28 protein-coding genes and 1 pseudogene are annotated in these 23,168 nt (G+C 54.2%); 11 read left to right on the forward strand and 18 right to left on the reverse strand.

The annotated features are described in order from the left end of the window. Nucleotides 1-21: 21 nt before the first annotated feature. The 11 genes and pseudogenes from fliP to fliF form a co-directional block, all read right to left on the reverse strand. Nucleotides 22-770 (reverse strand): annotated as a pseudogene (gene fliP, locus A1830_RS01690) (flagellar type III secretion system pore protein FliP). Further along, entirely contained in the window at nt 767-1,171 is a 405-nt protein-coding gene (gene fliO / locus A1830_RS01695; protein ID WP_067702179.1) for a flagellar biosynthetic protein FliO, read from the reverse strand. The pseudogene fliP and the gene fliO overlap by 4 nt, the downstream one beginning before the upstream one ends. A gap of 216 nt (nt 1,172-1,387) precedes the next feature. Next, on the reverse strand, nt 1,388-1,795 hold the full coding sequence (gene fliN, locus A1830_RS01700) for a flagellar motor switch protein FliN (protein ID WP_067700834.1): 408 nt from the start codon (nt 1,793-1,795) through the stop codon (nt 1,388-1,390). After that, entirely contained in the window at nt 1,788-2,795 is a 1,008-nt protein-coding gene (fliM, locus tag A1830_RS01705; protein WP_067700837.1) for a flagellar motor switch protein FliM, read from the reverse strand. Before fliM ends, fliN begins: the two co-directional genes overlap by 8 nt. A 4-nt stretch (nt 2,796-2,799) precedes the next feature. Continuing rightward, entirely contained in the window at nt 2,800-3,279 is a 480-nt protein-coding gene (gene fliL, locus A1830_RS01710) for a flagellar basal body-associated protein FliL (RefSeq protein ID WP_067700839.1), read from the reverse strand. Between the two features lie 150 nt (nt 3,280-3,429). Continuing rightward, on the reverse strand, nt 3,430-4,716 hold the full coding sequence (locus A1830_RS01715; RefSeq protein WP_067700842.1) for a flagellar hook-length control protein FliK: 1,287 nt from the start codon (nt 4,714-4,716) through the stop codon (nt 3,430-3,432). Then, nucleotides 4,713-5,159 carry a flagellar export protein FliJ gene (gene fliJ / locus A1830_RS01720; protein ID WP_067700845.1) on the reverse strand — a complete coding sequence of 149 codons (447 nt, stop codon included), beginning with the start codon at nt 5,157-5,159 and terminating at the stop codon, nt 4,713-4,715. Before fliJ ends, A1830_RS01715 begins: the two co-directional genes overlap by 4 nt. Before the next feature lie 39 nt (nt 5,160-5,198). Beyond that, a complete protein-coding gene (fliI, locus tag A1830_RS01725) occupies nt 5,199-6,560 on the reverse strand; it encodes a flagellar protein export ATPase FliI (RefSeq protein ID WP_067700848.1) in 1,362 nt (453 codons plus the stop codon). After that, nucleotides 6,560-7,252, reverse strand: coding sequence for a flagellar assembly protein FliH (fliH, locus tag A1830_RS01730; RefSeq protein WP_067700851.1), 693 nt, complete (start codon nt 7,250-7,252; stop codon nt 6,560-6,562). The genes fliI and fliH overlap by 1 nt, the downstream gene beginning before the upstream one ends. Then, nucleotides 7,245-8,237 carry a flagellar motor switch protein FliG gene (gene fliG / locus A1830_RS01735; RefSeq protein WP_067700854.1) on the reverse strand — a complete coding sequence of 331 codons (993 nt, stop codon included), beginning with the start codon at nt 8,235-8,237 and terminating at the stop codon, nt 7,245-7,247. Before fliG ends, fliH begins: the two co-directional genes overlap by 8 nt. Further along, nucleotides 8,234-9,955 carry a flagellar basal-body MS-ring/collar protein FliF gene (gene fliF, locus A1830_RS01740; protein WP_067700857.1) on the reverse strand — a complete coding sequence of 574 codons (1,722 nt, stop codon included), beginning with the start codon at nt 9,953-9,955 and terminating at the stop codon, nt 8,234-8,236. Before fliF ends, fliG begins: the two co-directional genes overlap by 4 nt. 239 nt (nt 9,956-10,194) lie before the next feature. Here fliF and fliE point away from each other — a divergent pair, with 239 nt between their 5' ends. Next, a complete protein-coding gene (gene fliE / locus A1830_RS01745; RefSeq protein ID WP_067700860.1) occupies nt 10,195-10,506 on the forward strand; it encodes a flagellar hook-basal body complex protein FliE in 312 nt (103 codons plus the stop codon). Nucleotides 10,507-10,530: 24 nt separating this feature from the next. On the opposite strand, the gene A1830_RS21030 is transcribed toward fliE, so the two are convergent. Next, nucleotides 10,531-10,833: a hypothetical protein gene (locus A1830_RS21030; protein WP_073980931.1), complete on the reverse strand. Its 303-nt coding sequence runs from the start codon at nt 10,831-10,833 to the stop codon at nt 10,531-10,533. A 188-nt stretch (nt 10,834-11,021) separates the two neighbouring features. Between A1830_RS21030 and A1830_RS23130 the strand changes: the two genes are divergently transcribed. The 3 genes from A1830_RS23130 (at nt 11,022) to A1830_RS01755 (ending at nt 12,623) form a co-directional block, all read left to right on the forward strand. Further along, nucleotides 11,022-11,183 (forward strand): transposase, encoded by a 162-nt coding sequence (locus A1830_RS23130; RefSeq protein ID WP_255362061.1) that lies wholly within the window; start codon nt 11,022-11,024, stop codon nt 11,181-11,183. Between the two features lie 56 nt (nt 11,184-11,239). Continuing rightward, nucleotides 11,240-11,428, forward strand: coding sequence for a hypothetical protein (locus A1830_RS01750; RefSeq protein ID WP_369815684.1), 189 nt, complete (start codon nt 11,240-11,242; stop codon nt 11,426-11,428). Between the two features lie 229 nt (nt 11,429-11,657). Continuing rightward, complete coding sequence (locus A1830_RS01755) at nt 11,658-12,623, forward strand: chemotaxis protein (RefSeq protein WP_067700866.1); 966 nt, start codon at nt 11,658-11,660, stop codon at nt 12,621-12,623. A 60-nt stretch (nt 12,624-12,683) separates the two neighbouring features. Here A1830_RS01755 and A1830_RS01760 read toward each other — a convergent pair whose 3' ends face one another. From A1830_RS01760 to A1830_RS01770, 3 genes are all read right to left on the reverse strand, one after another. Next, nucleotides 12,684-12,938, reverse strand: coding sequence for a biofilm/acid-resistance regulator YmgB/AriR (locus tag A1830_RS01760; RefSeq protein WP_067700869.1), 255 nt, complete (start codon nt 12,936-12,938; stop codon nt 12,684-12,686). 746 nt (nt 12,939-13,684) lie between these two features. Next, entirely contained in the window at nt 13,685-13,879 is a 195-nt protein-coding gene (locus tag A1830_RS01765; protein WP_067700872.1) for a hypothetical protein, read from the reverse strand. Nucleotides 13,880-14,275: 396 nt separating this feature from the next. Continuing rightward, nucleotides 14,276-14,833 carry a helix-turn-helix domain-containing protein gene (locus A1830_RS01770; RefSeq protein ID WP_082804088.1) on the reverse strand — a complete coding sequence of 186 codons (558 nt, stop codon included), beginning with the start codon at nt 14,831-14,833 and terminating at the stop codon, nt 14,276-14,278. A gap of 369 nt (nt 14,834-15,202) precedes the next feature. On the opposite strand from A1830_RS01770, the gene A1830_RS01775 reads away from it, so the two are divergent. The 6 genes from A1830_RS01775 (at nt 15,203) to A1830_RS01800 (ending at nt 19,432) form a co-directional block, all read left to right on the forward strand. Beyond that, nucleotides 15,203-15,574, forward strand: a complete 372-nt coding sequence (locus A1830_RS01775; RefSeq protein ID WP_067700875.1) for an antiterminator Q family protein — start codon at nt 15,203-15,205, stop codon at nt 15,572-15,574. A gap of 319 nt (nt 15,575-15,893) precedes the next feature. Then, the gene (locus A1830_RS01780) at nt 15,894-16,361 is read left to right on the forward strand and encodes a lysozyme family protein (RefSeq protein ID WP_067700878.1); all 468 of its coding nucleotides are present in this window, start codon (nt 15,894-15,896) and stop codon (nt 16,359-16,361) included. Then, nucleotides 16,358-16,705 (forward strand): DUF7940 domain-containing protein, encoded by a 348-nt coding sequence (locus A1830_RS01785; protein WP_067700881.1) that lies wholly within the window; start codon nt 16,358-16,360, stop codon nt 16,703-16,705. Before A1830_RS01780 ends, A1830_RS01785 begins: the two co-directional genes overlap by 4 nt. Then, a complete protein-coding gene (locus tag A1830_RS01790; RefSeq protein ID WP_067700883.1) occupies nt 16,702-16,998 on the forward strand; it encodes a hypothetical protein in 297 nt (98 codons plus the stop codon). Before A1830_RS01785 ends, A1830_RS01790 begins: the two co-directional genes overlap by 4 nt. A 279-nt stretch (nt 16,999-17,277) precedes the next feature. Next, nucleotides 17,278-19,026 carry an amylovoran biosynthesis protein AmsF gene (locus A1830_RS01795; protein WP_067700886.1) on the forward strand — a complete coding sequence of 583 codons (1,749 nt, stop codon included), beginning with the start codon at nt 17,278-17,280 and terminating at the stop codon, nt 19,024-19,026. 139 nt (nt 19,027-19,165) lie between these two features. Beyond that, nucleotides 19,166-19,432, forward strand: a complete 267-nt coding sequence (locus tag A1830_RS01800) for a hypothetical protein (RefSeq protein ID WP_067700889.1) — start codon at nt 19,166-19,168, stop codon at nt 19,430-19,432. 40 nt (nt 19,433-19,472) lie between these two features. On the opposite strand, the gene A1830_RS01805 is transcribed toward A1830_RS01800, so the two are convergent. Next, nucleotides 19,473-20,726, reverse strand: coding sequence for a GGDEF domain-containing protein (locus tag A1830_RS01805; RefSeq protein WP_231877549.1), 1,254 nt, complete (start codon nt 20,724-20,726; stop codon nt 19,473-19,475). 616 nt (nt 20,727-21,342) lie between these two features. Then, a complete protein-coding gene (locus A1830_RS01810) occupies nt 21,343-21,666 on the reverse strand; it encodes a DUF6388 family protein (RefSeq protein WP_067700895.1) in 324 nt (107 codons plus the stop codon). A 209-nt stretch (nt 21,667-21,875) separates the two neighbouring features. Here A1830_RS01810 and yedD point away from each other — a divergent pair, with 209 nt between their 5' ends. After that, nucleotides 21,876-22,358 carry a lipoprotein YedD gene (yedD, locus tag A1830_RS01815; protein WP_067700898.1) on the forward strand — a complete coding sequence of 161 codons (483 nt, stop codon included), beginning with the start codon at nt 21,876-21,878 and terminating at the stop codon, nt 22,356-22,358. 607 nt (nt 22,359-22,965) lie between these two features. Here the strand turns inward: yedD and A1830_RS23135 are convergent. Beyond that, on the reverse strand, nt 22,966-23,168 hold a 203-nt coding region (locus A1830_RS23135), incomplete at its 5' end, for a hypothetical protein (RefSeq protein ID WP_231877550.1).

Consider the following 23,168-nt stretch of genomic DNA (forward strand, 5'->3'; position numbering starts at 1 on the left):
GGCTGCGCGTTCAGCGTTGAATCAGGTATAGAAACTCTGTGCCAGGGAACTCACCAGCAGCTGCCAGCCGTCGACCAGCACGAAAAGCATCAGTTTAAACGGCAGCGAGATGGTGGCCGGGGGCACCATCTCGCTGCCGTTTAAACTGATGCNAGCGCCATCAGTACGCTGGCGACCACCAGATCGATAATCAAAAAGGGGATGAAAACGGTGAAGCCAATCTGAAACGCGGTCTTTAGCTCACTGGTAACGTAGGCAGGCAGCAGAATACGCATTGGCACGGATTCAGGCCCCTGAAGCGGTGGCGTATTAGCCAGCCTGGCGAAAAGCGCCAGATCGGCCTCGCGCGTCTGACGCAGCATAAATTCTCTCAGGGGCTGCGCACCTTTATCTATCGCTACCTCCATGCTGATTTTATCCTGGCTGAACGGCAGGTAAGCATCCTGATAAATCTTGTCGAACACCGGTCCCATAATAAAGAAGGTGAGAAACAGTGCGAGGCCGAGCAGTACCTGGTTTGGCGGCGCTGACGGCGTACCCAGGGCATTTCGCAGCAGGCCAAAAACGATAATGATGCGCGTAAAGCTGGTCATCATCAGCAAAATAGCGGGCAGGAAGGTCAGTGAGGTAATAAAGACCAGCGTCTGAACCGGCAGTGACCAGCTCTGGCCGCCGTTAGCCAGCGGATGGCTCATCAGACCGGGCAGCTGGGCATGGACCTCGGGTGCCAGCAGCAAAAGCAGGGCGGGCAGGATAAAAGAACGTTTCATTGTGGCTTTCCGGGGCGTTTGATCAGCGTCTGTAAAACCTGACGAAAATCTGCCGTCACGGCCGACGGCGCCGGATGTTCCTGCGGCGGTTTCGGCGGTAAAGTATGTAAATGGGTGATCTGCTGCGCCGTCACCCCCAGCACCAGGCGGGCATCTTCCACATCAACAATCACCACGCGTTCGCGCTGACCCATCTTGCAGCTTGCGCTGATGGTCAGATCGTTCAGCCCGCGAACCTGCCCTTTTTGTACAAAACCAAGACGCTTAGCCAGCCAGGCACAGGCCAGAATCAACAGGATAATGCCCGCCAGTACGCTGCTAACCTGCGTCAGCACTGAGCCGGTTGATAACGCAGGCTGGCCCACCGGCTGATGCTGAACCTGACCGGCTGAAGGCCGCAGTTCCTGACTCACCGCCGGAGATACCACCTGACCATTCTGCTGGATCGTTGATGGATGCTGTTTCTGATCGGCTGACGGAGGCTGTTCCTGACCAGTCTGTTGACTGGCTGACGGAGGCAGTGCCTGCCCGGTCTGCTGACCGGGTGAAGGAGGCAGCGTTTGGTCAGATTGCTGACCGGCAGCCGGTGTCGGATCCTGGCGGGTAGGCTGGTTCATTTAGCGACTCAGACGACGCATACGTTCGTTAGGGGTAATGATGTCGGTGATGCGAACGCCATACTTATCGGCTACCACCACCACTTCACCCTGCGCAATCAGGTAACCGTTGATCAGAATATCCAGCGGCTCACCGGCCAGCCCCTCCAGTGCCACGACGGAGCCCTGCGTCAGGCGCAGCAGCTCTTTAATAGTCATTTTGGTACGGCCCAGCTCGACGGTCAGCTTGACGGGGATATCCATAATCAGCTCGATATCCTGCAGGGACCCGGCCACGTCGTTGCCTTCCAGCGATTTGAATACCCCTTCGGTGGTGGCAGCGGCGGTGGTGGCCTGCTCATTCATGGCGTCAGCCCACAGGTCGTCCGCAGAGATGTCGTCTTCGGACGGCTTATTCGTGTCACTCATCGGGCTGTTCCTCGTTCATCGAATTCAAAATCGGGTTAATCAGATGTTCCACGCGCAGTGCGTACTGCCCGTTAAGGGTCCCGTACTGGCTGGTCAGCACCGGCACGCCATCCACATGGGCGATAATGCGGTCCGGTTTATCAATCGGTAAGACATCGCCGGGCTTCAGGGCCAGCAGGCGCGAAATGCGCATCGAAACGTCGGCAAAGCTGGCCACCAGCTCCAGCTCAGAGTGCTGCACCTGCTTCACCAGCGTTTCCCGCCAGTTGTGATCTTCCTGCCGCGAGTTTTCCAGCGGCGGATTGACCAGCGTCTCGCGCAGCGGTTCAAGCATGCTGAACGGAATACAGATGGTGAACTCACCCACCAGATTGCCAATTTCCACCTGGAATGGCGTGGTAATAACGATGTCGTTGGGTGAGGTGGTGATGTTGGTAAACTTCACCTGCATTTCTGAACGCACGTACTCGACGTCCAGCGGGTAAATCGGTTTCCAGGCATCGCTGTAGCCTTCCAGCGCCAGCTTCAGCATGCGGCGGATCACCCGCTGTTCTGTGGCGGTAAACTCACGACCTTCAACCTTGGTCGGAAAGCGACCGTCGCCGCCGAACAGGTTATCCACGGCGATAAACACCAGGCTGGGCGAAAAGACCACCAGGGCCGTGCCGCGCAGGGGCTTAAGGTGGATCAGGTTCAGGTTCGTCGGCACCGGCAGGTTGCGCGCAAATTCATGATAGGGCTGAATTTTTATCGCACCTACGGTAATGTCCGGGCTGCGCCTGAGCAGGTTAAACAGCGCCATACGATAGGAACGTGCGAATCGCTCATTGATAATCTCCAGTGCCTGGAGACGTTCACGCACCATGCGACGCTGGGTATTCGGATCGTAGGGGCGAATGTCACCTTCGCCCACTTTGCTGACGTTCTCTTCTGCCGCGCTGTCGCTGTCTCCATTGAGTAGCGCGTCAATTTCTGCCTGTGAAAGAATGCTGTCGGCCATACCTCTACCTCAGGATAAAGGCGGTAAACAGAACATCATTCACCACCTGCTGAGGTTGTCCGGGTACCAGCGGAGGCGCCAGTACGGTTTTGATCTGCGCAACCAGTGCCTGTTTGCCCTGTTCACTGCTCAGCGCGGTGGCACTCTGGTTAGAAAGCAGCATCAGCAAACGGCTGCGGACTTCCGGCAGATAATCATTCATACGACGGCGCGTCTCTTCGTCGGGCAGGCGCAGGGTAAAGCCGATGTACAGTACGCGATCGGGATCGTTATCCGGGTTAATCAGGTTAACCGTAAAGGTGTCCATGGCAAAAAAGACCGGCGCGGGTGGCGGCTCGGGTTTGGCGGCCTGAGTCGCATCAGCGGGGGACTTCATCATGCGCCAGACCGTATAGCCCGCCGCGCTGCAAGCAAGCAGCACTGCGACCACAATGATCGGTATCAGCAGCTTACGTTTTCCGCTTTTGGCTTTTTTATCAGTCATAAGAGCTATAACTTCCTGTGATTATTTTCGGGTTGCGGTAACGCTCTGTTCGCTGCCCCATGGTGTTATGAGCAGATTATCCCGCGTCTTGCGTCAAACAATAGGGTGATAAGACGCGGGTTTTGCCTCTAGCTTATGCGTTTGTTCCCATCAGGCGAAAATATCGACCGCGCTGGAACCGGCTGCACGCGCCTGTAGCGCGGCAGGAACGGCAATCGGCGTCACCTCACCGTCGCTGTCACCCGACAGGCTAAAGGTGCTGCCGCCGCTATTATTTCTCTCCTGCTGTTGCTGGCTGCCGGAGCTTTGGCTCTGCTGGAACGCATCGCTGCTCACATTGCTTTGTCCCAGGCTGATGCCGCTTTCTGCCAGCGCAGTGCGCAACTGCGGCATGGCCGCTTCCAGCGCCGCGCGAACCTGGCTATGTCCGGACACCATATTCAACTGTGCCTGGTCGTTATCCAGCTTCAGGCTTATCTGAATACTGCCCAGATCCTGCGGATGCAGATGAAGCTCGGCGGTTTGCTGCCCGTTACGGCTGAACATAATGATTTGCTGCCCCAGAGCCTGCTGCCACTCCTGGCTGCCCAGCTGCGCATTCAGCGCAGGCGTGGACGGTGCCGTCACCAGCGACGTGGTAGTTGGGGTGGCGGCGGAAGAGAGCGCGGCGATGGCATTACTGTTTATCGTCGTGCCGCTGGCAGAACTTGAATTATCTTTCTCCCCCTCCTTACCGGCGTGGCTCAGAACCTGCTGGAAAGCGGCATTGAGGCTGGTATCGGCGGGACTGTTCTGGGTAGCTGTGACTGCGCTCGCCGTGGATGCAGCGACTGTTTTACCTGATTTATCCACGCCCTTATCGGCGTCACCGGGGGTCGTGCCGCTGGCTGCCAGCAGGGAGCCGAGCGTGGCCTGCGTACCTTTACCGCTGGCATCAGCCGACAGCGCCTCGCTACCTTTGGCCGCTGCCGCTGTGGCAGGTTGGTTAACGGCAGGCGGCAGCATGGCAAACAGCGCCTGTAGCGTTTGCATATCGCTGGCATTAAGCCCGGTTGCCGGGTTTTGCGTCTCTTCTTTATCCGTGTCCGTGCTGATGGCCCCGGTTTTAGCGGTTTGCGGCTGGAGCAGCGCGTTCAGCGTTTCGGGCTTATCCAGTGCAGCCAGCAGGGCATTAAGCTTCGCCTTTGCCGGCGTGGTTGAGTCGGTGGCATCCGTGGCAGCCGTCGTCTGAGCTGAGGTAGCGTTCTGTTTAACCAGCGATTGCAGTTTGCTGCCCAGCACGGCCAGGAAACCCTGTGTGCTTTTCGCCTGGCCGCTCTCTTTTACATCAGTACCGGCGGCCGTGAAGTCGCTGTCGGTATCGGTCGCCTGCGTGCCGGAGGCCGTGGCGGTGCTGCTGACTTTGGTCCCGGACGTTACAACTGGCAACGTAATCATTCGCCTTTCCTCAGTGATGCCCGCTGGGCAAATTCATCCATCCGTTTCTGATCGAGACGGTTTTCTTGTAATAATTCTGTCGCCAGCGCGCGCGCATGCAGCGTTTCATAGGCGTGCAGCCGCTGCTGTTTGTCACGCCAGAAACGCAGGGCGTTTTCCACGCGGCTGTTCCAGTGGGTGAGCTGCTGGCGATGCTGGTCAATGGCCTTTTCAAGTGTTTCAATAAACTGGTGATAGTTGCGCCAGCGCAGGCTGGTGATGCCTTCTGACAGGGTGTTATTCAGCGAGCGACGGTACTCATCCTGGTAGTCCATCAGCATCGTCAGCTGTTCGTCGGCCTGCTTCTGCGCGCGACGCATATCACCCAGCTGGATGGCGGCTTTTTCCAACTCCTTCTGTGCCAGCGAGCAGAGCGTCTCTATGGGTGATGCTTGTTTTGCCATACTTCCCCCGTCAGGAACCGACCGATGCGCGGATGCCCGTTAGCCAAAAATGGCCTGCAGATGCAGGCAGGCGTCGTCAAAAGTGCTGCGTTCAAACATGCCCTGTTGCAGGAACAGCTCAAGTTCCGGATAGAGCTTGATGGCTTTATCCAGCGTCGGATCGCTGCCGGCGGCATAGGCGCCGACGCTGACCAGATCGCGGTTGCGCTGATAGCTGGAGAGCAGCTGTTTAAACTGGCGCACGCGGGCATAGTGCGTCTCATCAATCAGGTGAGCCATCACGCGGCTGATCGAGGCTTCAATATCAATGGCCGGATAGTGGCCCGCTTCGGCCAGACGGCGCGACAGGACAATGTGTCCGTCGAGAATGGCGCGCGCCGAATCGGCAATCGGATCCTGCTGATCGTCACCCTCGGTCAGGACGGTATAAAACGCGGTGATGGAGCCGCCGCCGTCGATGCCGTTACCGGCACGTTCAACCAGCGCGGGCAGCTTGGCAAAAACCGAAGGCGGATAGCCTTTAGTCGCAGGTGGCTCACCAATAGCCAGGGCGATTTCACGCTGTGCCATGGCATAGCGGGTCAGGGAGTCCATAATCAGCAGCACATGCTTGCCGCGATCGCGGAAATCTTCAGCGATGCGGGTGGCATAGGAGGCTCCCTGCATGCGCAGCAGGGGGGAAACGTCGGCCGGTGCGGCGATCACCACCGAGCGGGCGCGACCTTCGGTGCCAAGAATATTCTCGATAAAGTCTTTTACTTCGCGACCGCGTTCGCCAATCAGGCCAACCACGATCACATCCGCTTTGGTATAGCGCGCCATCATGCCCAGCAGCACGCTTTTACCCACGCCGGAACCCGCGAACAGCCCCATACGCTGGCCGCGCCCGACGGTGAGCAGGGCGTTAATCGCGCGTACGCCGGTATCCAGCACCTCGGTTATCGGCGTACGCTGGAGCGGGTTAAAGGGGGGCGTGATCAGCGGGGCGCGGTAGCCCGTTTCCGGGGCGGGCAGGCCGTCCAGCGGTCGCCCACTGCCGTCCAGCACGCGGCCTAACAGCTCCGGGCCGAGCATCAGCTGCTTGCCGCTGTGCTGGGAATCTCCGGCCACGCGGGCATAAACCCGTGCGCCAGGCAAAATACCCTCAACCTCTTCCAGCGGCATCAGAAACAGTCGCTGGCCGTTAAAGCCAACCACTTCGCTCTCGACTTCCGCGACGTGCTGTCCGTCGGTGCGTTCAATCACGCAGGTTGCGCCCAGCGGTAGCTGAAGGCCGGTCGCTTCCAGCACCAAACCGGTGGCGCGCACCAGACGCCCATAGCGACGGACTTCGGGCAGTTTAGTCAGACGCTCTTCAAAAGCGTCAAGGGCACCCAGCCAGCGTGAAAGACGGGTCGACATCAGAGCTCTCCCGGCGCGGCAAGGCGGCACAGTTCATGCCAGCGGGTAGCAATGCTGGCATCAAGATCGCCATCGTCGGCGCTGAGCTTGCAGCCGCCGGGATGAATGCTGGTATCGGCCATCAGCCGCCAGCCGTGCAGGCTGAGCGTGGCCCCGAGCGTCTGCTCGACGCGCTGCAAATCATCGGGGTGCACGCGCAGGGTTGGCTTGCCGCTAAACAGCGGCTCCTGCTGGATCATGCTCTGGATCTGACGCAGCAGGGCGGTACCGTCAACGTGCGGTGCCTGACCGATGACCTGTCGTGCGGCTTCCAGCGCCAGCTGCATCAGCCTTGCTGCGATCACGCTGTCCAGCGCTTCGAGAGTATGGTGAAATTCGGAGACCAGCTGCTGCATCCGCGCCTGAAGAGGTGCCTGCTGCTGCTGGGCTTCTGCCAGACCCTGCTGGAAACCGGCGTCATAGCCCGTTTTCTGTCCTTCATTAAAGCCTTTCTGGTGACCTTCGGCGTAGCCGACGCCCTGTGCCTCACTGCGCACCTGCGTCTGCAGCTGCTCCAGCGCAAACTGCTGCTGGTCCTGCGGGTCTTCCGTCTGCGGAGCCGGTTCGGGCAGGGGGGCCACCACGGGCTTGTTCAGATCCGCCAGGTCGTTGGGCTGCCAGCGCTGCCAGGCGAGGGACGCGTTATCAGACATACTGTTCCTCGCCGCCGCCAATCACCATCTCGCCGCTTTCGGCCAGACGTCGAACGATAAGCAGAATCGCTTTCTGCTCGTTCTCCACCGCCGACATGCGCATTGGGCCGCGGTTGGACAGGTCGTCGCGCAGGATATCGGCTGCACGCTGGGACATATTGCGCAGGAATTTCTCGCGCAGCGGCTGTTCGGAGCCTTTCAGTGCCACCAGCAGAGACTCGGATTCCACCTCCTGCAACAGGCGCTGGATGCTGCGGTCGTCCACTTCCACCAGATTTTCGAACAGGAACATCTCGTCGATAATTTTTTGCGCCAGCTCGCCGTCGAATTCGCGAACCGCTTCGATAACCGCTTCTTCCTGCTGAGTTTTCATCAGGTTGATAATTTCCGCTGCGGTTCTTACGCCGCCCATCTTCGCCCGCTTGAGGTTCTGACCATCCAGCAGGCCGTTAAGCACTTCGGTAAGCTCGGCCAGCGCGGCAGGCTGTACGCCGCCAAAGGTGGCAATACGCAGCATGACATCGTGACGCAGACGTTCGTCGAACTGAGCAACAATGTCGGCTGCCTGTCCGCGCTTCAGATGCACCAGAATAGTGGCGATGATCTGCGGGTGTTCGTCGCGGATCAGATCGGCTGCGGCCTGCGGCTCCATAAAGTTGAGCGTATCCATGCCGCTGGTGGTATCCCGCGTTTCGAGGATATCTTCCAGCAGGCTTGACGCACGCTCTTCACCCAGCGCCTTAACCAGCACCGAGCGCAGATAATCATTGGAGTTCAGGCTCAGCGCGGCAAACTGCTCCGCGTCGGTCTCGAACTCGCGCAGGACTTCAATAAGCTGCTTGTGTGAAACCTGGCGCATATTGGAAATCGCCATACTCAGATGCTGTACCTCGCGGGTATCGAGGTGTTTAAACACCTCTGCCGCGCGGTCTTCGCCAATCGTCATCATCATGATGGCGCTTTTTTCGGTACCGGTGAGACTCATAGTTCGTCCTTCATCCACTGGCGAATGACCAGAGCCACTACGCGAGGATCGTTTTCTGACATTTCGCGAATTCGCTGGCTCATGACCTCAGCACTCACGCGGTGCTGAGATTTACGTTCCTGATCCATTTCATCTTTAGACAGTTTGACGGAGACGGCTTCATCTTCACCTTCGTCACGCTTCTGGCTATTAAAGGCCACGGCGTCGGCTGCGGCTTTATCCTGCTCGGCCCGGCGGCGCAGCTGTGGACGAACCAGCTTGCGGTAGAGGATCCAGGCGACAATCAGTACCAGCAACCAGCGCCCGGCTTCCATCATCTGGTCAATAAAGGACTGCTGCTGCCAGAAGGGCAGGTCGCCACCGGTTTCAGCGCTTTCGGTAAACGGTGAGTTCACCACGTTCAGGCTGTCGCCACGCTTGTCCGAATAGCCCATCGCTTCACGCGTCAGGTTTTCAATCTGTTTCAGCTGCGCGTCGGTCAGTGCAATCGGTTTGCCTGCCGCATCGGCCCGGTAGTTCACGACCACCGCAACAGAAAGACGCTGCACTTCACCCACGTTCATTTTGGTGTGAAGAATAGTGCGGTCGACTTCATAGTTGGTGGTGTCGTCACGACGGGTATTTGACGGCGTGCTGCTGGCCGTACTGGCTGATGTACCCTGTTTTGCCGCGCCGTTATTGGCGGCATTGGCCGCGTTTTGACCGTTCGCACTGTTATTCGGCGTGGTAATGGGGGCCGTATTGGCCGGGGCAGGCTGGTTGGAGAGTGCGCCCGGTACGCCGCCTGGATACTGGCCGCCAATCTGTTCGCTGTCGCTTGACTGCCTTGAGCGAACCGCCTGATTTTTAGCATCGCTGTTGGGCTTAAACTGCTCGTCGGTCTGCTCACGCGAGTTGAAGTCGATCTGCGCGGTGACCTGAGCGTGGACGTTGCCGTTGCCCACAATCGGGTTCAGGATCGCTTCGATACGCTGCTGGAAGCGGTTTTCCACGTCGGTGGCATACTTAAGCTGCGCATCGTTCAGATCGCGCCCGGCATTATCAGACTGGCTCAGCAGATGACCAGCCTGGTCAACCACGGTCACGTTACCCGGCGGCAGGCCAGCAACGCTGCTGGAGACCATATGGGTAATGGCATTAATCTGCCCCTGGTCCAGTGCCCGGCCCGGCTGAAGCATCAGGGTTACGGAGGCAGTAGGAGATTTCTGCTCGCGCACAAACAGAGAGGGTTTTGGCATCGCCAGATGAACGCGCACATTTTTCACCGGACCCAGCGTTTCGATGGTGCGGGAAAGCTCACCCTCCAGCGCACGCTGATAGTTCACCTGCTCGCTGAACTGGCTGATGCCGAATTTCTCTTTATCCAGCAGCTCAAAGCCGACGGCACCGCCCTTCGGCAGACCCTGTTCGGCCAGGCGCAGGCGCAGCTCATAAACTTTATCGGCAGGAACCATCAGTGCGCCGCCCTTATCATCGAACTGATAGGGGACGTTCATCTGAGTCAGTTGCGTAATGATGGCGCCGCCATCTTCGTCGCTCAGGTTATTGAACAGCACGCGGTAATCAGGCTGTTTGGCCCACAGCACCATGGCGATAACAATGGCGATAGCCGCCGCAGCCGCAATGGCCAGAGGGATACGAGGATTAGCCCGCAGGCGAGCGAAAAGGTCACTCAGCCCCTTTTTCTCAGATTGATCCTGCGTAACAGTGGCATTCATGACTCGTTCCTGCGTGACAGTTGAACGGACTGTATCGTGTAGTGTCGTAACAAAACTGACTCCCGGATGCGCTGGCAAAAATTTTTCTACCTTTAATAGCTGTCATTATTTTCTCTTACGCGAAATTCGATGGCTGGATAAGCTGCGTTTTATGCGCTTATTTAGGGGCTTTGTCTTATTGACACTGTGGTAAGTTTTCACACAGCAAAATCACCGTTGAACATTTACCGGGGCACGAGATGGCAATTCAGGGTATTGAAAGCGTAATGCAGCAGCTGCAAACCGCAGCAATTCAGGCCAGTGGCAAGAGTACCGACGCATCCAGCCATGCGGATTTCGCCGGTGAGCTTAAGGCTGCCCTCAACAAGATCAGCGATACGCAGAATGACGCGCGCACCCAGGCGCAGGATTTCGAAATGGGTAAGCCGGGGATCAATCTGAATGATGTGATGGTCGATCTACAAAAATCGTCAGTTTCCATGCAGATGGGGATTCAGGTGCGTAACAAACTGGTCAGCGCCTACACCGACATCATGAATATGCAGGTGTAGTGAGCTGCTCTTGCGCATACAGAATTAGTGCGATCCCGGCCTTACTACAGCGTCGGGAGAGCTGACTCCGGCGCTGGAAAGAGGCATACGGAACAGGTTAAGTTCGCCAGACAGGCAAACCGTACGCAGATGGCGATTACAGATAAACCAGATCTCATCGCGGTCATTGGAAAGGATATAGTAGGCGTCTGACGTCTCGGAAGGGTTAAAGCAACCCAGTGCCCGATAGGCCGTATCAGATGAGAATCCACTCTGTAGCGGCAACGGTCGCGGACCGTTTTCCATCTCTTTTACTCTCAGGTAAAGCCCGGACTCTAACCACAGCATAAATCACCTTTTCCATCACATTGTTTCAGTGAGTATAACCAGCGAAAGACAGCGCCTTAGGTCACATCGCGATTTTGCAATGGCGATCACAGAGCCGACGGGTTAATGCCCATAAAGCGAAGGGTTTTTGAGTAAAATTTAGCCAGAGGTGGTATGATTAGCATCATTCACCGAAAAGGTCGATCACCATGTCTTACTTCAACCGCGTAATGGCGCAAATAGGCAAAATCAACTCTGATACCACCTGTCCGGTCTGTGGAAAAAAATCCAAACATTCTTTATCTAAAGTCTCCAAAGACCAGACGCTTCTTTGCCCACACTGCAAATCGCTGTTTATCGCCCACCACTAAGCCGCAGTGCATAATCTCCACTACACTTACATTTTATCAAACAGATGGAGAGCATGATGTCTGACAAAAATCGCAAAGATGAAGGGGACGTGCATAAAGGTCTGCCGGAAGTGGCGCCGAATGCAGGTAATGCCTATGAGGAAGACGATCACCCGGCCAAAGATAACCCCAACGAGCATGGCGAAGTTCCTCGTACGCGGGACGACAGTGAGGATCATAAAAAGGATCCTTATAAGCAAAGCTAAACCTTCTTTCTCCGCTTTTCAGGCCATTAAACCGTCGCGACCCGGTAAATCTTCGTCCGATGCGTAATAATGGCCTCTATTTTTTTCTGTTCCTGCCGATAACTCTTATGAGTGATTTCAACCCAGCGGATAGCCGGGACGCGTAACCATGCGACACCCTGTGCCTTACCGGCAATACATTGAACTCGCCACTGACGTACGCCAATGAAAATAATATTGAGGGTTTCACGTGGATAATTTTCAGAAAGACATTGATGAGCGCGCCAATCTCGCATTATCCAACAAGTTCGAGCTGCTGCTGTTTCGGCTGGGTTCCGACACGCTGGAGAACAAGTCCGAACTGTATGGCATCAATGTGTTTAAGCTACGTGAAATCGTACCTATGCCGACCATTACCAAAGCTGCCGGCATGAAGTCCCCGCTGCTGGGCATGGCAAACATCCGTGGGCAGCTTATTCCCGTTATCGATCTGCCCGCGGTGGCTGGCTGTACGCCCGCCACCGGGCTTAATCTGCTGCTGGTCACCGAATATGCCCGGAGTACTCAGGCTTTTGCCGTTGAGTCCGTTGAGGATATCGTCCGACTGAACTGGAGTCAGGTTCACACCGCCGAATCGGGCGTAGCCAGCCGGAATATCACCAGTATCGCGATGCTGGATGGCACCCAGCATGAAAAAGCCATGGCGCTGGTACTGGACGTGGAGCAGATCCTTCATGACATCATCCCTTCCGTGCGGGAAGTGAAAGAGGGTGATATCAGCCTGACCAATTTCAAAATGAAGCCCGGTGCGGTCGCGATTGTGGCCGAAGACTCGAAGGTAGCCCGGCTGATGCTGGAACAGGGGCTGAAGGCGATGGGGATCCCGGCGCTAATGTATATCACCGGCAAGGAAGCCTGGGATCAAATAAAGATCATGGCACGCCAGGCGGCGGAAGAGGGGCTGCCGATTAGCGATAAAATCGGACTGGTGCTGACCGATCTGGAAATGCCTGAAATGGATGGGTTTACCCTGACGCGCAATATTAAAACCGATCAGAATCTGAAGGCTATTCCGGTAGTGATCCACTCATCGCTTTCGGGGAACGCCAACGAAGACCACGTGCATAAGGTGGGGGCAAATGGCTACGTGGCCAAGTTTGAAATTAATCAGCTCTCGGCGGTGATTCACAAAGTGCTGGAGGACGCGGCTGTCTGAAGCGGATCGCGCCAGGAGGCAGATAACCGGGCCACACTGCGCTGACCCGGTTACTGTCGATCACACTAAATCGTCAGGCGTTTGCTGGACAATATATTCCAGCGCGTGACGATAGATATCGAGCTGAATGATATCGGTTTCCTGCTCCAGTTTTTCCAACAGCTTCAGGATGATGGCTTTGTTAGAGACAAAGCCATGACTGGCTGAAAGTTCGGCAATAATCGTGCCGATAACCTCAGATTCACTGCTTAACAAACCGCCAGAAGACTGGAAAATATGCGCCAGCGCTGGCCCGGTAGATGAATTTTGCTGCAAGTGTGAATCTCCAAAAATGGCAGATGCCAGTTAACGCGGCTCGTTAGGACGCACGTAACTGACGGGCCGGATGGTTTTTTTTAAAGTTGTACAACATAAACGCTGCAACAAAGGAACCTCTCCTGTCCATCAGACGCCATACGATGCGGCATGGGTGGGCTGGATGGGATCCCGCGGCAGTAAACTTATATGCAATAACCAAACTTGTACAATTCCACGCTGATCAATTCGTGCTATCACGCAGGAAGTTACTGACTTTTCAGCGCCATAGTGCGACAGTAGCGTCTCTTAAAACAGATAATGAAGGTTCTTATTCCAAATATAAAATTCAAGTGTCCCACATGCCAGGGATGCCAGTTCCGCTTTTCTACCCACAACGTTTCGCCAAAAAATCCCCACGGCGCCAACTGTATTTTTTGCAAATCATCAATGTCCGTTAGCTACCGGGTTTACGCTGGCTAGCCCTGAGGCGTAACGACGCCGACCTTAATATGCAGTAGCTTTACAGCGATCCTCTGAGTATGTCAGAGATTAAGCGGATCGCTGAACCTCTCATCTTCTCCCGTCTTTTCCTAACGCGCCCGAACCGGATGCAGGTCACTTATGCCGGTTCTGAATGCGTTCATCTTTAAGGCTCTCTGTACTGAGTTTAAATTGTCTGATGCTACAGCGACCTGACCCTCTTTCTACTAATACCCCTTGATCGCATCCCATAAACTAAATACTGTATATAAACCCAGTTATTATTACAGGATTTTAGCGCGTGACGACTCCCGCACTGCACTCTGGACACGCTGGCTGCAACCGGAAAGGAGACAGGCAACCTTTCTTGCCAGCCGCTCTTCCTCTCTCTGCAGGGCCAGTTTGGCCGCGCGACGTGATTTATAACGGCTCAGAGATGTTCCCACGGTTTGGGTTTTTTTCCAGATAATGATGGTCATAAATCCCCCTGAAGACAGGTAGTGATAAGGACGGAGGAGACTCTTAAGCGCTTTGCGGAAGAACCGTTTAGCGGCAGTAAAGTATTCCTGTTAAAAACGATAGCTATAGTTATTATTAATATCAATAGTTATCGCGCTAATAATTTTAGTTATTGCATTAAGCGTATGATTTAGTTGGATTTAAAACTTTAATGGCGCTTTTTTTTGCTTTTTTATAGCGAAATTAGTAAAAGCTTTACTAATCTATTCAAATGAATCATTACGCCAAAGCCCCTCTGTAGCTTATGAGTCACAGTGGGCAGGTATTTGTGAGGTTAAATTGATGATATCTGTGCTGCATAGAGTGGCCGGGGGCCGTTATAAGGAAACTATCCTGCAGGGGCAGGATATCAGTACTTACCGCCTTAAATCACGGATGAGAAAGATTGCGACGCCAATCAGTGCGGATCCTTCAGATAGCTCCACAGCGGGTAGTCTGGGGTCATCAACGGTTAAAAAACCATTAGAGGGGCCTTCAAGATAACGGTAAACGGATACGCGTGAATTGACCTGGGCCATGACCAGGTCTCCAGATTCAGGTGGTACGTCGGTGTCCACGATGACGATACTGCCTGCGGTTGCCTCTGCACAGCCGCTATTTCGGTCAAGAATATAGGCGCGCCAGGTCTTCTTCGCCTTCGCACCATTGGGAGTGGAGACGGCCTCTGACGTCTTTCCGTCGGGGCCCCATACCGCCACGGTAGTGCCACTTTTCACTTTATCAATTGCGGTCAGGCCATTGGCTCCGCGCATCTCCCCCTCGCCGCTCGCCAGCCATTCGACGTTAATATCCAGCGCGCGAGCAATATCGACCAGCTTGCGGGAGCCCTCAGCCTCGCCTTTGGTCAGCCGCCAGATTGTAGGTTGTGATACGCCCGATGCTTTAGCTAACGCACCCTGTGTAATTCCCATCATGGTCATAGCCATGTTAAGCCGGTAGGCAAGTGTATTCGGTTTCATATACCAGAATTTATAGCGATGCGTATTTTTCGTCAAACACGCTTTGCTATTGCGTGTTTTAATACTCTATGCTATAACTTATCTCAGTTGATACTTAAACGGTTTAAAAGGGGAGGCCGGAAGCCGGCTCTCCAGTACGCTGCTCTTTAACAATCAGGCCGCCCAGCCTAATCGCTGGCATACCTTAAAAAGGTAATTTTCGACCCTTACGCTCCTGCGCGTCAGAAAAGGCAAATCAGGTCCATTCTAAATTAGCATTTCCGGCCGCGGAGCACAGGATAATTGTTTGCAAACAGTGCCAAACCCATTTTGCAGGAGGTAACGATGCGAAACATAAAACGGTTACTCGAGATGTGGGGAGGCTGGGCGGCCACCGAAAGCAGCGGCGTGAGTTATCCTCATGTTGCCGCTGGCTTCCGGGGATTGATTACCTCAGTACCACCGGGTCGACCACGCTGTGGCGATCGGGATGGGATGATTCTCGACAGCTGTATCAGCCGCCTTATGATAAACCATTCCGATGAACATATGCTGCTGGTTGCGCACTATCTCTACCGTATTTCACTCCGATCAATTGCCCGACGACGTCGCTGTGCTGATGGCACCATCCGAAAAAATGTCCAAACAGCCGAAGGGTTCGTTGAAGGCGCACTGAGTGCCATGGATGTCGTTCTTGAGTGTGAAAAAATAAATTAAAGAAATTTTTATGCGTACGCATTTTACATTCTAAGGTATTAAAAAGGCATTCTGATTCAGAGATTCCTTTCTGCAAAAGGAAGGTCTTCATTCTGCGATAGCTTATTTTTGTTAATTTATTCTTTTCCATCCCGAAGGTAACAAGGGCAGGAAAGGTTATTAACCAGGGCTTTTTTTCGGGGTGTTACCCAGTGCGCAAAACTCTTTTCCGCGCCGCTATTATAATAAACCCCTGCTATTTTAATGCGACTTTCCTTTATCAGTAAGCTGTCCATATAACAATGCCGCAGCAGCGGTTATTTAATTTGGGAGATGAAAGATGAGTAAAATAGTACAAATTTTGGCTTATGAGGAAGGCTATAAGGAAAAGCCTTATATTGACACGGAAGGTTATCCAACGGTGGCAAGCGGAATTGTTATTGGGCCAAAGGATGCACCACTGGCGCATTATCAGTTTAGCGTACCTCACAGCGTGGGAGATATCTGGATGCAGAAACTACTGGATGACAAAATAAGCGACATGAATGCCAGGCCCTCACTGGCTGTTGCATTGCGGCAGTGTAATCCTGCCCGGGCAGATGTGCTTTATTGCATGGCCTACCAGCTGGGGGTGGATGGATTAAGCGCCTTTAAAAACACGCTGGTGTTAATTTCAAACGGAAATTTTGAGGCGGCAGCAGATGGCATGCTGGCCAGCCTGTGGGCCAGGCAAACGCCCGCCCGCGCGAAACGGCTTGCACAGGTAATGCGCAGCGGGGTCTATGATGCATATCAGGGGGTTATATGAAATTTCTTATGTTTTTAGTGGCGGTCATCATCGTTGTAGCCTTACTTCACTGGGTAGTGAAACATGGCAAGGTCGAATTTGTGCTGCATGCCAAACTGCTTTTTAAAACCTGGTCGGTCTGGCTGGCCTCTATTGGATCGGTCGCGGGTGCCTGGGTGCAATCCTTTCCAGACTCGGCGATCAGCGCCTGGAACGGCCTGCCGGAAGACGTGAAGTCCATTCTTCCGCAGCACTACCTGGGGTTTATTGCCTCTTTTATGGTGGCAATGGCGGTGGTATCACAATTTATTCGCCAAAAACCCCTGCTGGTAATGAAAAATGTAATGACAGGAGGTAAATCATGAGCAGTTTCCTCGCGCTGTTTAACAGCGGTAGCCATCTTTTGACCGGGGCAGGCGTGGTTATCGTTGCGCTTATTGTCAGCTGGTTTGGTGGAAAAAAAATTGGCAAGGTGCAGGAGAAAGGGCGGGCTGATGTTGCCGCCGCAAAAGTAGAAGCCGATCGCGTGGCAGTGGTCGCGAATAAACAGGCAAAAACAATAGAGGAGGTGAAAGATGTACAGGCAGCTAATAATGCTCTCGCTGATGATGATGCTCGTCGCAAGCTGCACGAGTCGTCCATCAACGGTGACAGCTAGTCCACAAGTTATTATCGACTCTTCATGTACCTATTTTTCTCCCTTACGGACCTATGGAAATGACTGGCAGGTCATGGATATTCGGACGGTAAAAGAAATTAATTTGCATAATGATATCTGGGCGAAGCTATGCAAAGTTAAAAACTAAAATTAATGACTGCGACAGGGAAGAAGTAGCAAATAATAAAGTCTGGCGTAATTAATCATTCCCGTATTTATTCCCTAAATAAACATATCAATGAAGGCGATTCGCAATGGCCAATCGCCCCGGAGGTTATTATGATCGAAGTCAATTCATTTGCCGAACTGCGTACGACTGCACCAACCAAATCGGGCGATCTGGCCGTGTTACGCCGCTATACGGATAAAGACTCGTCTTTTCGCGGCGGCGGTGATTTTGTCGGGTTTACCGGCACCTCTCCACAAGCGGATGATTCAGGGACCTATGCCGTCGGCAGTGGCTTTTACTGGAAACGCGTTATCAGCGACCCGGCGGATTTAAATATCTTCCATTTTGGCGGGAAGGGCGATGGCGTAACGGATGACAGCGGGCCGTTTAAGTTGATGATGAACTGGGCGCAAAATTTCAACAGCGTAGCGAAAGACCTGGGCGTCCGGTTCCCGTCAGGCAAGTTCCTGATCAACCCCATCGACTATTCTGCAACTGCGATGGCGTTTTTCTATGTGACGGGTGATGATAATCCACACGGCGCATTGCCCAGAACGACCATCATTTCCAATAAATCCACCTCGCCCGTTTTCAAAGTTCAGGCCAGGCGCGTAGCGATTGAAGGGATCTCCTGGGATGGGCAGGCGTCAGCGGATACGACCACCAATAAAGTGGCGATTACGGCAGCAATGTGCAGTAACCAGCAGCCGTTCTTTCAAAACACTATTGTGGCCGGTCAGTCAGTCATTGTCTCACGCTTCCGCGCGCAGAATAACGGCGGTACGGTGATCAAGCTGCTGGATACGCTGGATACCAAGTTTGACCAGATTTACACTCTTAACACTTACGGAAGGGTGTTTGATGTGACCTGGTCAGATACGGCGGCAGGGGCCTGGGACCACTCAACGGCTATCGAACTGACCAACGCCAATTTCCAGACCGGCTACGGCGATGCGACGCTATATATGCCGCGAGTTACCCAGGGTTTGCTTCATAACGTCTGGATTGAGCATACGCGCTTTCCCGGCAACCTCAGCGACGGTAACTGGATTGTGGATGCGCTGAGCATCGAGTCCTGTGACAATGCGCTGAACATGAACAACACCCGTCTGCAGCTTAAACAGCTTAACCTTCAGTCTGGCGGTAACATCACGACCGATACCGACTCCACCCGCTGGCTGTCAGGCTATGAATACGGCTGGCGTCGCGACGAGCACTTCGGCACGATAATGACCGGTTCGATGAAGGCCGGCTGGTACAGCGGCTTTAAGGTCACTAACACCACCGCAACTGATAACTGGTACAAGCTGGGTAAAGTTAACCTGCCGAAGGATAACCAGCAGTGGCTTATCGAGATGATCAGTAAGGTGACGAATGATGTGCTGGTTGCAACGGCCACCAGTCCGGTAACCTCGGTAGCGTCCGGCTTTACCTGGCTGAGTATTTCCCGCTGCTCAACGGCGATTTATGCCGATATCCAGCATAAAGGTTCGCCTGCGGTGCTGGACGTGAAGCTTAACCGAATCGGCCTGACCTATGCCGAAATCTGGGTGAAGCTGAAAGCCGCCAGTGGTGACATGGTATTTAACCTGACCTCAACCGGGCCAACCCGTTTTGAATCAGGGGAGTGTAACCTGTTCGCGCCTGATTTAACGCAGGTCACGGACACCAGTACCATCGGGACTACGTCGCCAAATGCCCGTATGAGCATGCATAACGGTCTGGCGGGCGTCGGGGCTAATGAGAAGGGCGTGCTCACGCTGGCTACCCTTAGCGCAACGGCTCCAACCACCACCACGGCGGCAGGCTATGTCACGGTTAACATTAATGGCACGGATCGCAAAATTGCCTACTTCTAAGTATTTTTTCTCTTCAGGCCGCCTGCGCTGGCGGCCTTTTTTTTGCCGCAAGGTTTGGTTAAAAAAGTGTTAATGAACTTCTCACTTTCATAAGAGTCAGAATTTATGAACGCTTTTTTAACCAGATAAGGATAAATGCATGAGCGATAATCAGGAACGCAAATCACCGACCGAACATTTACGTGACGTGACCTCGCAGCTGAAAGAGATGCGCCACTATGCACAAACCAATACGGAAACGCTGTCAACCCACTGGCTGGCCTTTGATCAGGGCGAATTTAAGCACCCGGAGTTTGCTGCAAGAGTGAACGAACTGCTGACGAAGCAGGGTACGTTACTTGATGAGCTGGATAGCACCATTCAGGACATTGAAATCGAAGCTAACCGCATCGATAACGAAGCCTGAATGGCTTCGATTACAACCCGCCACGGCGGGTTGTGTCATTTCAGAGGGTAAACTCCGGACTCACGCGATTTCGGCCGCTACTTTTAGCAATATAGAGCTGTTCATCGGCCGTTCTGATTGACGCCTCCAGGCTGTCAGAGTCGATAATGTCCAGCGCACTCACACCAATGCTCACCGTAATATTGAGGATTTGCCCGTCGTGAATAATGGTATGTTGCTCAATACTGCGGCGCAGCCGATCGGCCAGGATACTGGCTCGCGGTGGTGAAACGCCTTCAATCAGTACCAGAAATTCCTCACCGCCCATGCGGCTGACAACAGCCGTTGGCGGTAGCGACTGGCGGATACACTCAACCGTTTTAACCAGCACGTGATCTCCCGTCGCATGGCCCCAGGTATCGTTGATACTTTTGAAGCGATCAATGTCGATGATGAACGCCGCGCCATAAAAATGGCCCTGCTTATGTTTTCCAGCGGCCAGGGCATTCAACCGTGACGACAGCCCGCTGCGCGTGAGCGCGCCGGTAAGAAAATCGTAGTCAGCCCGTTTAGTCATGCGCGCAACCAGCTTTTTCTGCGTGGTGGTGCTGAGAGCAACAATCAGTGGGCTAATGGTCATCGCCGCGACGCCAAGTCGCGCCGAAGCCAGGCTGTCGATAAGGAAAAAGTCGTCTGCACCCTGAATATTCAGTACATGGCCTGCCACCAGGATGATTTCAGCAATTCCGGTCACCACCGTCAGCACACAGGTAAAGAAGATCGGGTAGCTAATGGCGCACCACATCAGCGCGGGCAGGGGGAACATCAGGCTGCCGCCGCCGCCGACGTAAATCCCCGTGACGGTAGTGATAACCAGGGACAATAGCGGCAACAAAGTACTTTGCTTTATCTCACTTAACAGGGCGCTAAGCTCTCCGCGGCGGGGCAGGGTGATGGCCAGCGGCAGCAGCAGGATAGAGGTCGATACCTGCTCACAAAACCAGGAAATCCAGCCTTTGAGCAGATCGTCATGAAAATAGTGTTGGCTGGCTAACGACCCCACTGCCGCACAGACGCCCGCCCCGAGAATGGAAGCGGGAAATACCCTCATCAACGCCTGCAGCCGTCGTGGCCGGGGATGCTGCAGGGAATCTGCAAGCAGCACCGCCTTACCCACGGTGATAAAGGCGAGGTTGGCAATATTTAAAGTCAGCGACATGACGAATGGCGTACCGGAAAACAGATCGGCCAGTACCATGCCACTATAAATAGCAGGTAAGCTGAGTGACGTTTCAATCTTTGGAAAGCGTACCATTATACCCAAAAGAAGGGCGTTACACGGCCAGAAAAGAGAAAGCGCCTGAACGGTGCGGCAATTTATACCCAGCGTGGCTAAACAGAAGGAGAAAAAAAATAAGAATATGGCTGAATCGAGTTTATATTTAATTATTGGCATTGTTCTGGCTCAAAGTTCTTACAGGCCCTGGCACTGCGGGAGGTCGCAATATGACAGGGTTACAGAGCCTGTGCAGACCTCACAACAGGCTTAACGCCGCATTTCTTACGGTAAAACTCTGCCCGGTTAACATACGCGACCCGGTTCTCTAACGCAATAACACCGGACCTATCGCATTAATTATACTTATACGGATGAATATTCTGGTGGAGGTTTTATTACGTCCTCATGTGATTATTAATCATCCTAAAAAGTTTATTATCTCCAGGTCACAGGCTGTAAGCATATATAGCGCAATCAGTTGCCGTTATCGAACGATAATCTGCTGTGACATCTGCTTTGGGAGCATTCTTAGCAGCTGTTTAGGCAGCAAAAAAGCATTTTTCCGGGGTGAATTTTAAAAAAAGGATGGCACTGTTTAGGAGGGATAGCACATCAGGAAGTTGAAGGGGCCGCGGGAGCAGGCCCCGAGCGCTTAAAGTTCGTTCTTAATACAAAATTCTTCCCAGCTCATCCCCAGCGCTTCAGCATGCTGGCGCAGATAGGTTTCGATAGCGACAGCCGCCACGTCTTTATCTGGCTCTGCCAGCTGGATGGCAAAGAGCATACCATCAAGTTTTTTCTCGCGGGTAAAGGCGGCCCAGGCGCGGTCGGATTGCATCGACTGTAACTGTTCCAGCGACATGCCCAGCGCCTGCGCATCCTCTTCCTGGAGGTTGTCGATTCCCTGCTTTATTTCAGGGTAGGCCTCAAGAAACAGGCTTCTGGCGGTGGTGTAGTACTCTTCAATTGTTTTCATCATTTGTCCTGCACGTAATAATGCGCGTCAGTTTACACCGGGGCGCGGTTTGGTGAAATGCCAGTGGGTGCAGATGTTGCTGCTGCATGCGTGAATGGGCGTTTGAAGCAAATATTGTTATGGCTGAAGGGGACAACGGTATGAAGCTGCTTGCGGTGGTTAATCAGAAATTATAACGTAGCGCCTGGTCGAGGAGTCAGGAACTGAAAATGAAAAAGTGGATTGTAATGACCGCAGCAGCCGTCGCGCTGTCAGGCTGCGCACAGATACCTAATTACCACAATGTGGTTAAAACGCCTCCACCTGCCGATCTGGTGGGAAACTGGCAGACGATGGGGCCGCAAAAAGGTCTGGTCAGTAAAGAGGCGGTGGCAAGCCTGATCGTGACCGCCGCGGGCGATACGCTTGACTGCCGTCAGTGGCAGCGGGTCATTGCCAAACCCGGTAAGGTGACTCGCCTCGATGATCGTTGGGTTAACGTGAATAATGAAGCCCGCGTGATGCCGCTGGAGCGGGAAGGGATGACGCTCCATTATGACAAGCTGGTACTGCAAAAAGTGCAGCAGCCGACGGCAGAGTGTCAGAATGCGCTGGCACACGTGAATGATGCCCCACCGCCGAAGCCGAAAGCGACTGTTTCCAGCAGTGGTAAGGCGCACCATAAGCCTATGCTGAGAAATCAGAAGTCCTGACGGGCGGGTGAGGGGCATTCCGGCGGACAATTCTCGCATTTGCCGGTCAGTTGTTTGGGCTGCCATATCTGCGATGCCGGTGTCAGGGTTTCCGGCACTCTGCGGGTTAGCGGGTTAGCTGCAATGCCTGCTCTCCCGGTGGATAATCCCAGCGTTTGCCGGGCGTCCTCACGCCACGCTCCGCGTGGTGCCTTTGGCTCCGGCTCCAGGCCGGACGGCCCGGTCGCGAGCGGGCATCCCTGCCCGCCGCTCCCTGAGTGCAGCATCCCTGNTGCCCGTCAACCGCAGGGATTGTCCACCTCTCAGGCTTCTGCGTTGTTTTGGGTAAAACCTATTTGTCGTTCCGTCATTACCTGAGCGACTTCAGGCCAAGCCCTGTTCGCACGCGGACATTTGAACCCCTTTCAATGACACTTTTTTTCCTGAACTGCATAATTCATTTTGCATTAAACCCGGCGAAACTTTCCTGTACTCCCTGGAACTGCGTATAGCCGCAGCCAGCACAATGTAGACGAATCGGGTGTGTGGTTACCGGTGTCAGGGTTCCCGGCACTCTGCTGGTTGGCTGGTTGGTTAGCTGCAACGCCTGCTCTCCCGGTGGATAATCTCAGCGTTTGCCGGTGAGTTGTCCGGGCTGCAACATCTGCTGTGTCGGTGGATAATCCCAGCGGTTGCCGGACGTCGCAGCTACACGCGTTGCGTGGTGCCTTTGGCTCCGACGCCAGGCCGGACGGCCCGGTCGCGAGCGGGCATCCCTGCCCGCCGCTCCCTGAGTGCAGCATCCCTGCTGCCCTCGCCTGGCCTTCCGTC

Origin of the sequence: Erwinia sp. ErVv1, assembly GCF_900068895.1 — a bacterium.
Lineage (GTDB): Bacteria > Pseudomonadota > Gammaproteobacteria > Enterobacterales > Enterobacteriaceae > Erwinia.

Coding starts and splice junctions, on each gene's coding strand:
- fliN (WP_067700834.1), bottom strand. CDS start 1,795: ATGAGTGACACGAATAAGCCGTCCGAAGACGACATCTCTGCGGACGAC.
- fliM (WP_067700837.1), bottom strand. CDS start 2,795: ATGGCCGACAGCATTCTTTCACAGGCAGAAATTGACGCGCTACTCAAT.
- fliL (WP_067700839.1), bottom strand. CDS start 3,279: ATGACTGATAAAAAAGCCAAAAGCGGAAAACGTAAGCTGCTGATACCG.
- A1830_RS01715 (WP_067700842.1), bottom strand. CDS start 4,716: ATGATTACGTTGCCAGTTGTAACGTCCGGGACCAAAGTCAGCAGCACC.
- fliJ (WP_067700845.1), bottom strand. CDS start 5,159: ATGGCAAAACAAGCATCACCCATAGAGACGCTCTGCTCGCTGGCACAG.
- fliI (WP_067700848.1), bottom strand. CDS start 6,560: ATGTCGACCCGTCTTTCACGCTGGCTGGGTGCCCTTGACGCTTTTGAA.
- fliH (WP_067700851.1), bottom strand. CDS start 7,252: ATGTCTGATAACGCGTCCCTCGCCTGGCAGCGCTGGCAGCCCAACGAC.
- fliG (WP_067700854.1), bottom strand. CDS start 8,237: ATGAGTCTCACCGGTACCGAAAAAAGCGCCATCATGATGATGACGATT.
- fliF (WP_067700857.1), bottom strand. CDS start 9,955: ATGAATGCCACTGTTACGCAGGATCAATCTGAGAAAAAGGGGCTGAGT.
- fliE (WP_067700860.1), top strand. CDS start 10,195: ATGGCAATTCAGGGTATTGAAAGCGTAATGCAGCAGCTGCAAACCGCA.
- A1830_RS21030 (WP_073980931.1), bottom strand. CDS start 10,833: ATGCTGTGGTTAGAGTCCGGGCTTTACCTGAGAGTAAAAGAGATGGAA.
- A1830_RS23130 (WP_255362061.1), top strand. CDS start 11,022: ATGTCTTACTTCAACCGCGTAATGGCGCAAATAGGCAAAATCAACTCT.
- A1830_RS01750 (WP_369815684.1), top strand. CDS start 11,240: ATGTCTGACAAAAATCGCAAAGATGAAGGGGACGTGCATAAAGGTCTG.
- A1830_RS01765 (WP_067700872.1), bottom strand. CDS start 13,879: ATGACCATCATTATCTGGAAAAAAACCCAAACCGTGGGAACATCTCTG.
- A1830_RS01770 (WP_082804088.1), bottom strand. CDS start 14,833: ATGATGGGAATTACACAGGGTGCGTTAGCTAAAGCATCGGGCGTATCA.
- A1830_RS01775 (WP_067700875.1), top strand. CDS start 15,203: ATGCGAAACATAAAACGGTTACTCGAGATGTGGGGAGGCTGGGCGGCC.
- A1830_RS01780 (WP_067700878.1), top strand. CDS start 15,894: ATGAGTAAAATAGTACAAATTTTGGCTTATGAGGAAGGCTATAAGGAA.
- A1830_RS01785 (WP_067700881.1), top strand. CDS start 16,358: ATGAAATTTCTTATGTTTTTAGTGGCGGTCATCATCGTTGTAGCCTTA.
- A1830_RS01790 (WP_067700883.1), top strand. CDS start 16,702: ATGAGCAGTTTCCTCGCGCTGTTTAACAGCGGTAGCCATCTTTTGACC.
- A1830_RS01795 (WP_067700886.1), top strand. CDS start 17,278: ATGATCGAAGTCAATTCATTTGCCGAACTGCGTACGACTGCACCAACC.
- A1830_RS01800 (WP_067700889.1), top strand. CDS start 19,166: ATGAGCGATAATCAGGAACGCAAATCACCGACCGAACATTTACGTGAC.
- A1830_RS01805 (WP_231877549.1), bottom strand. CDS start 20,726: ATGGTACGCTTTCCAAAGATTGAAACGTCACTCAGCTTACCTGCTATT.
- A1830_RS01810 (WP_067700895.1), bottom strand. CDS start 21,666: ATGAAAACAATTGAAGAGTACTACACCACCGCCAGAAGCCTGTTTCTT.
- yedD (WP_067700898.1), top strand. CDS start 21,876: ATGAAAAAGTGGATTGTAATGACCGCAGCAGCCGTCGCGCTGTCAGGC.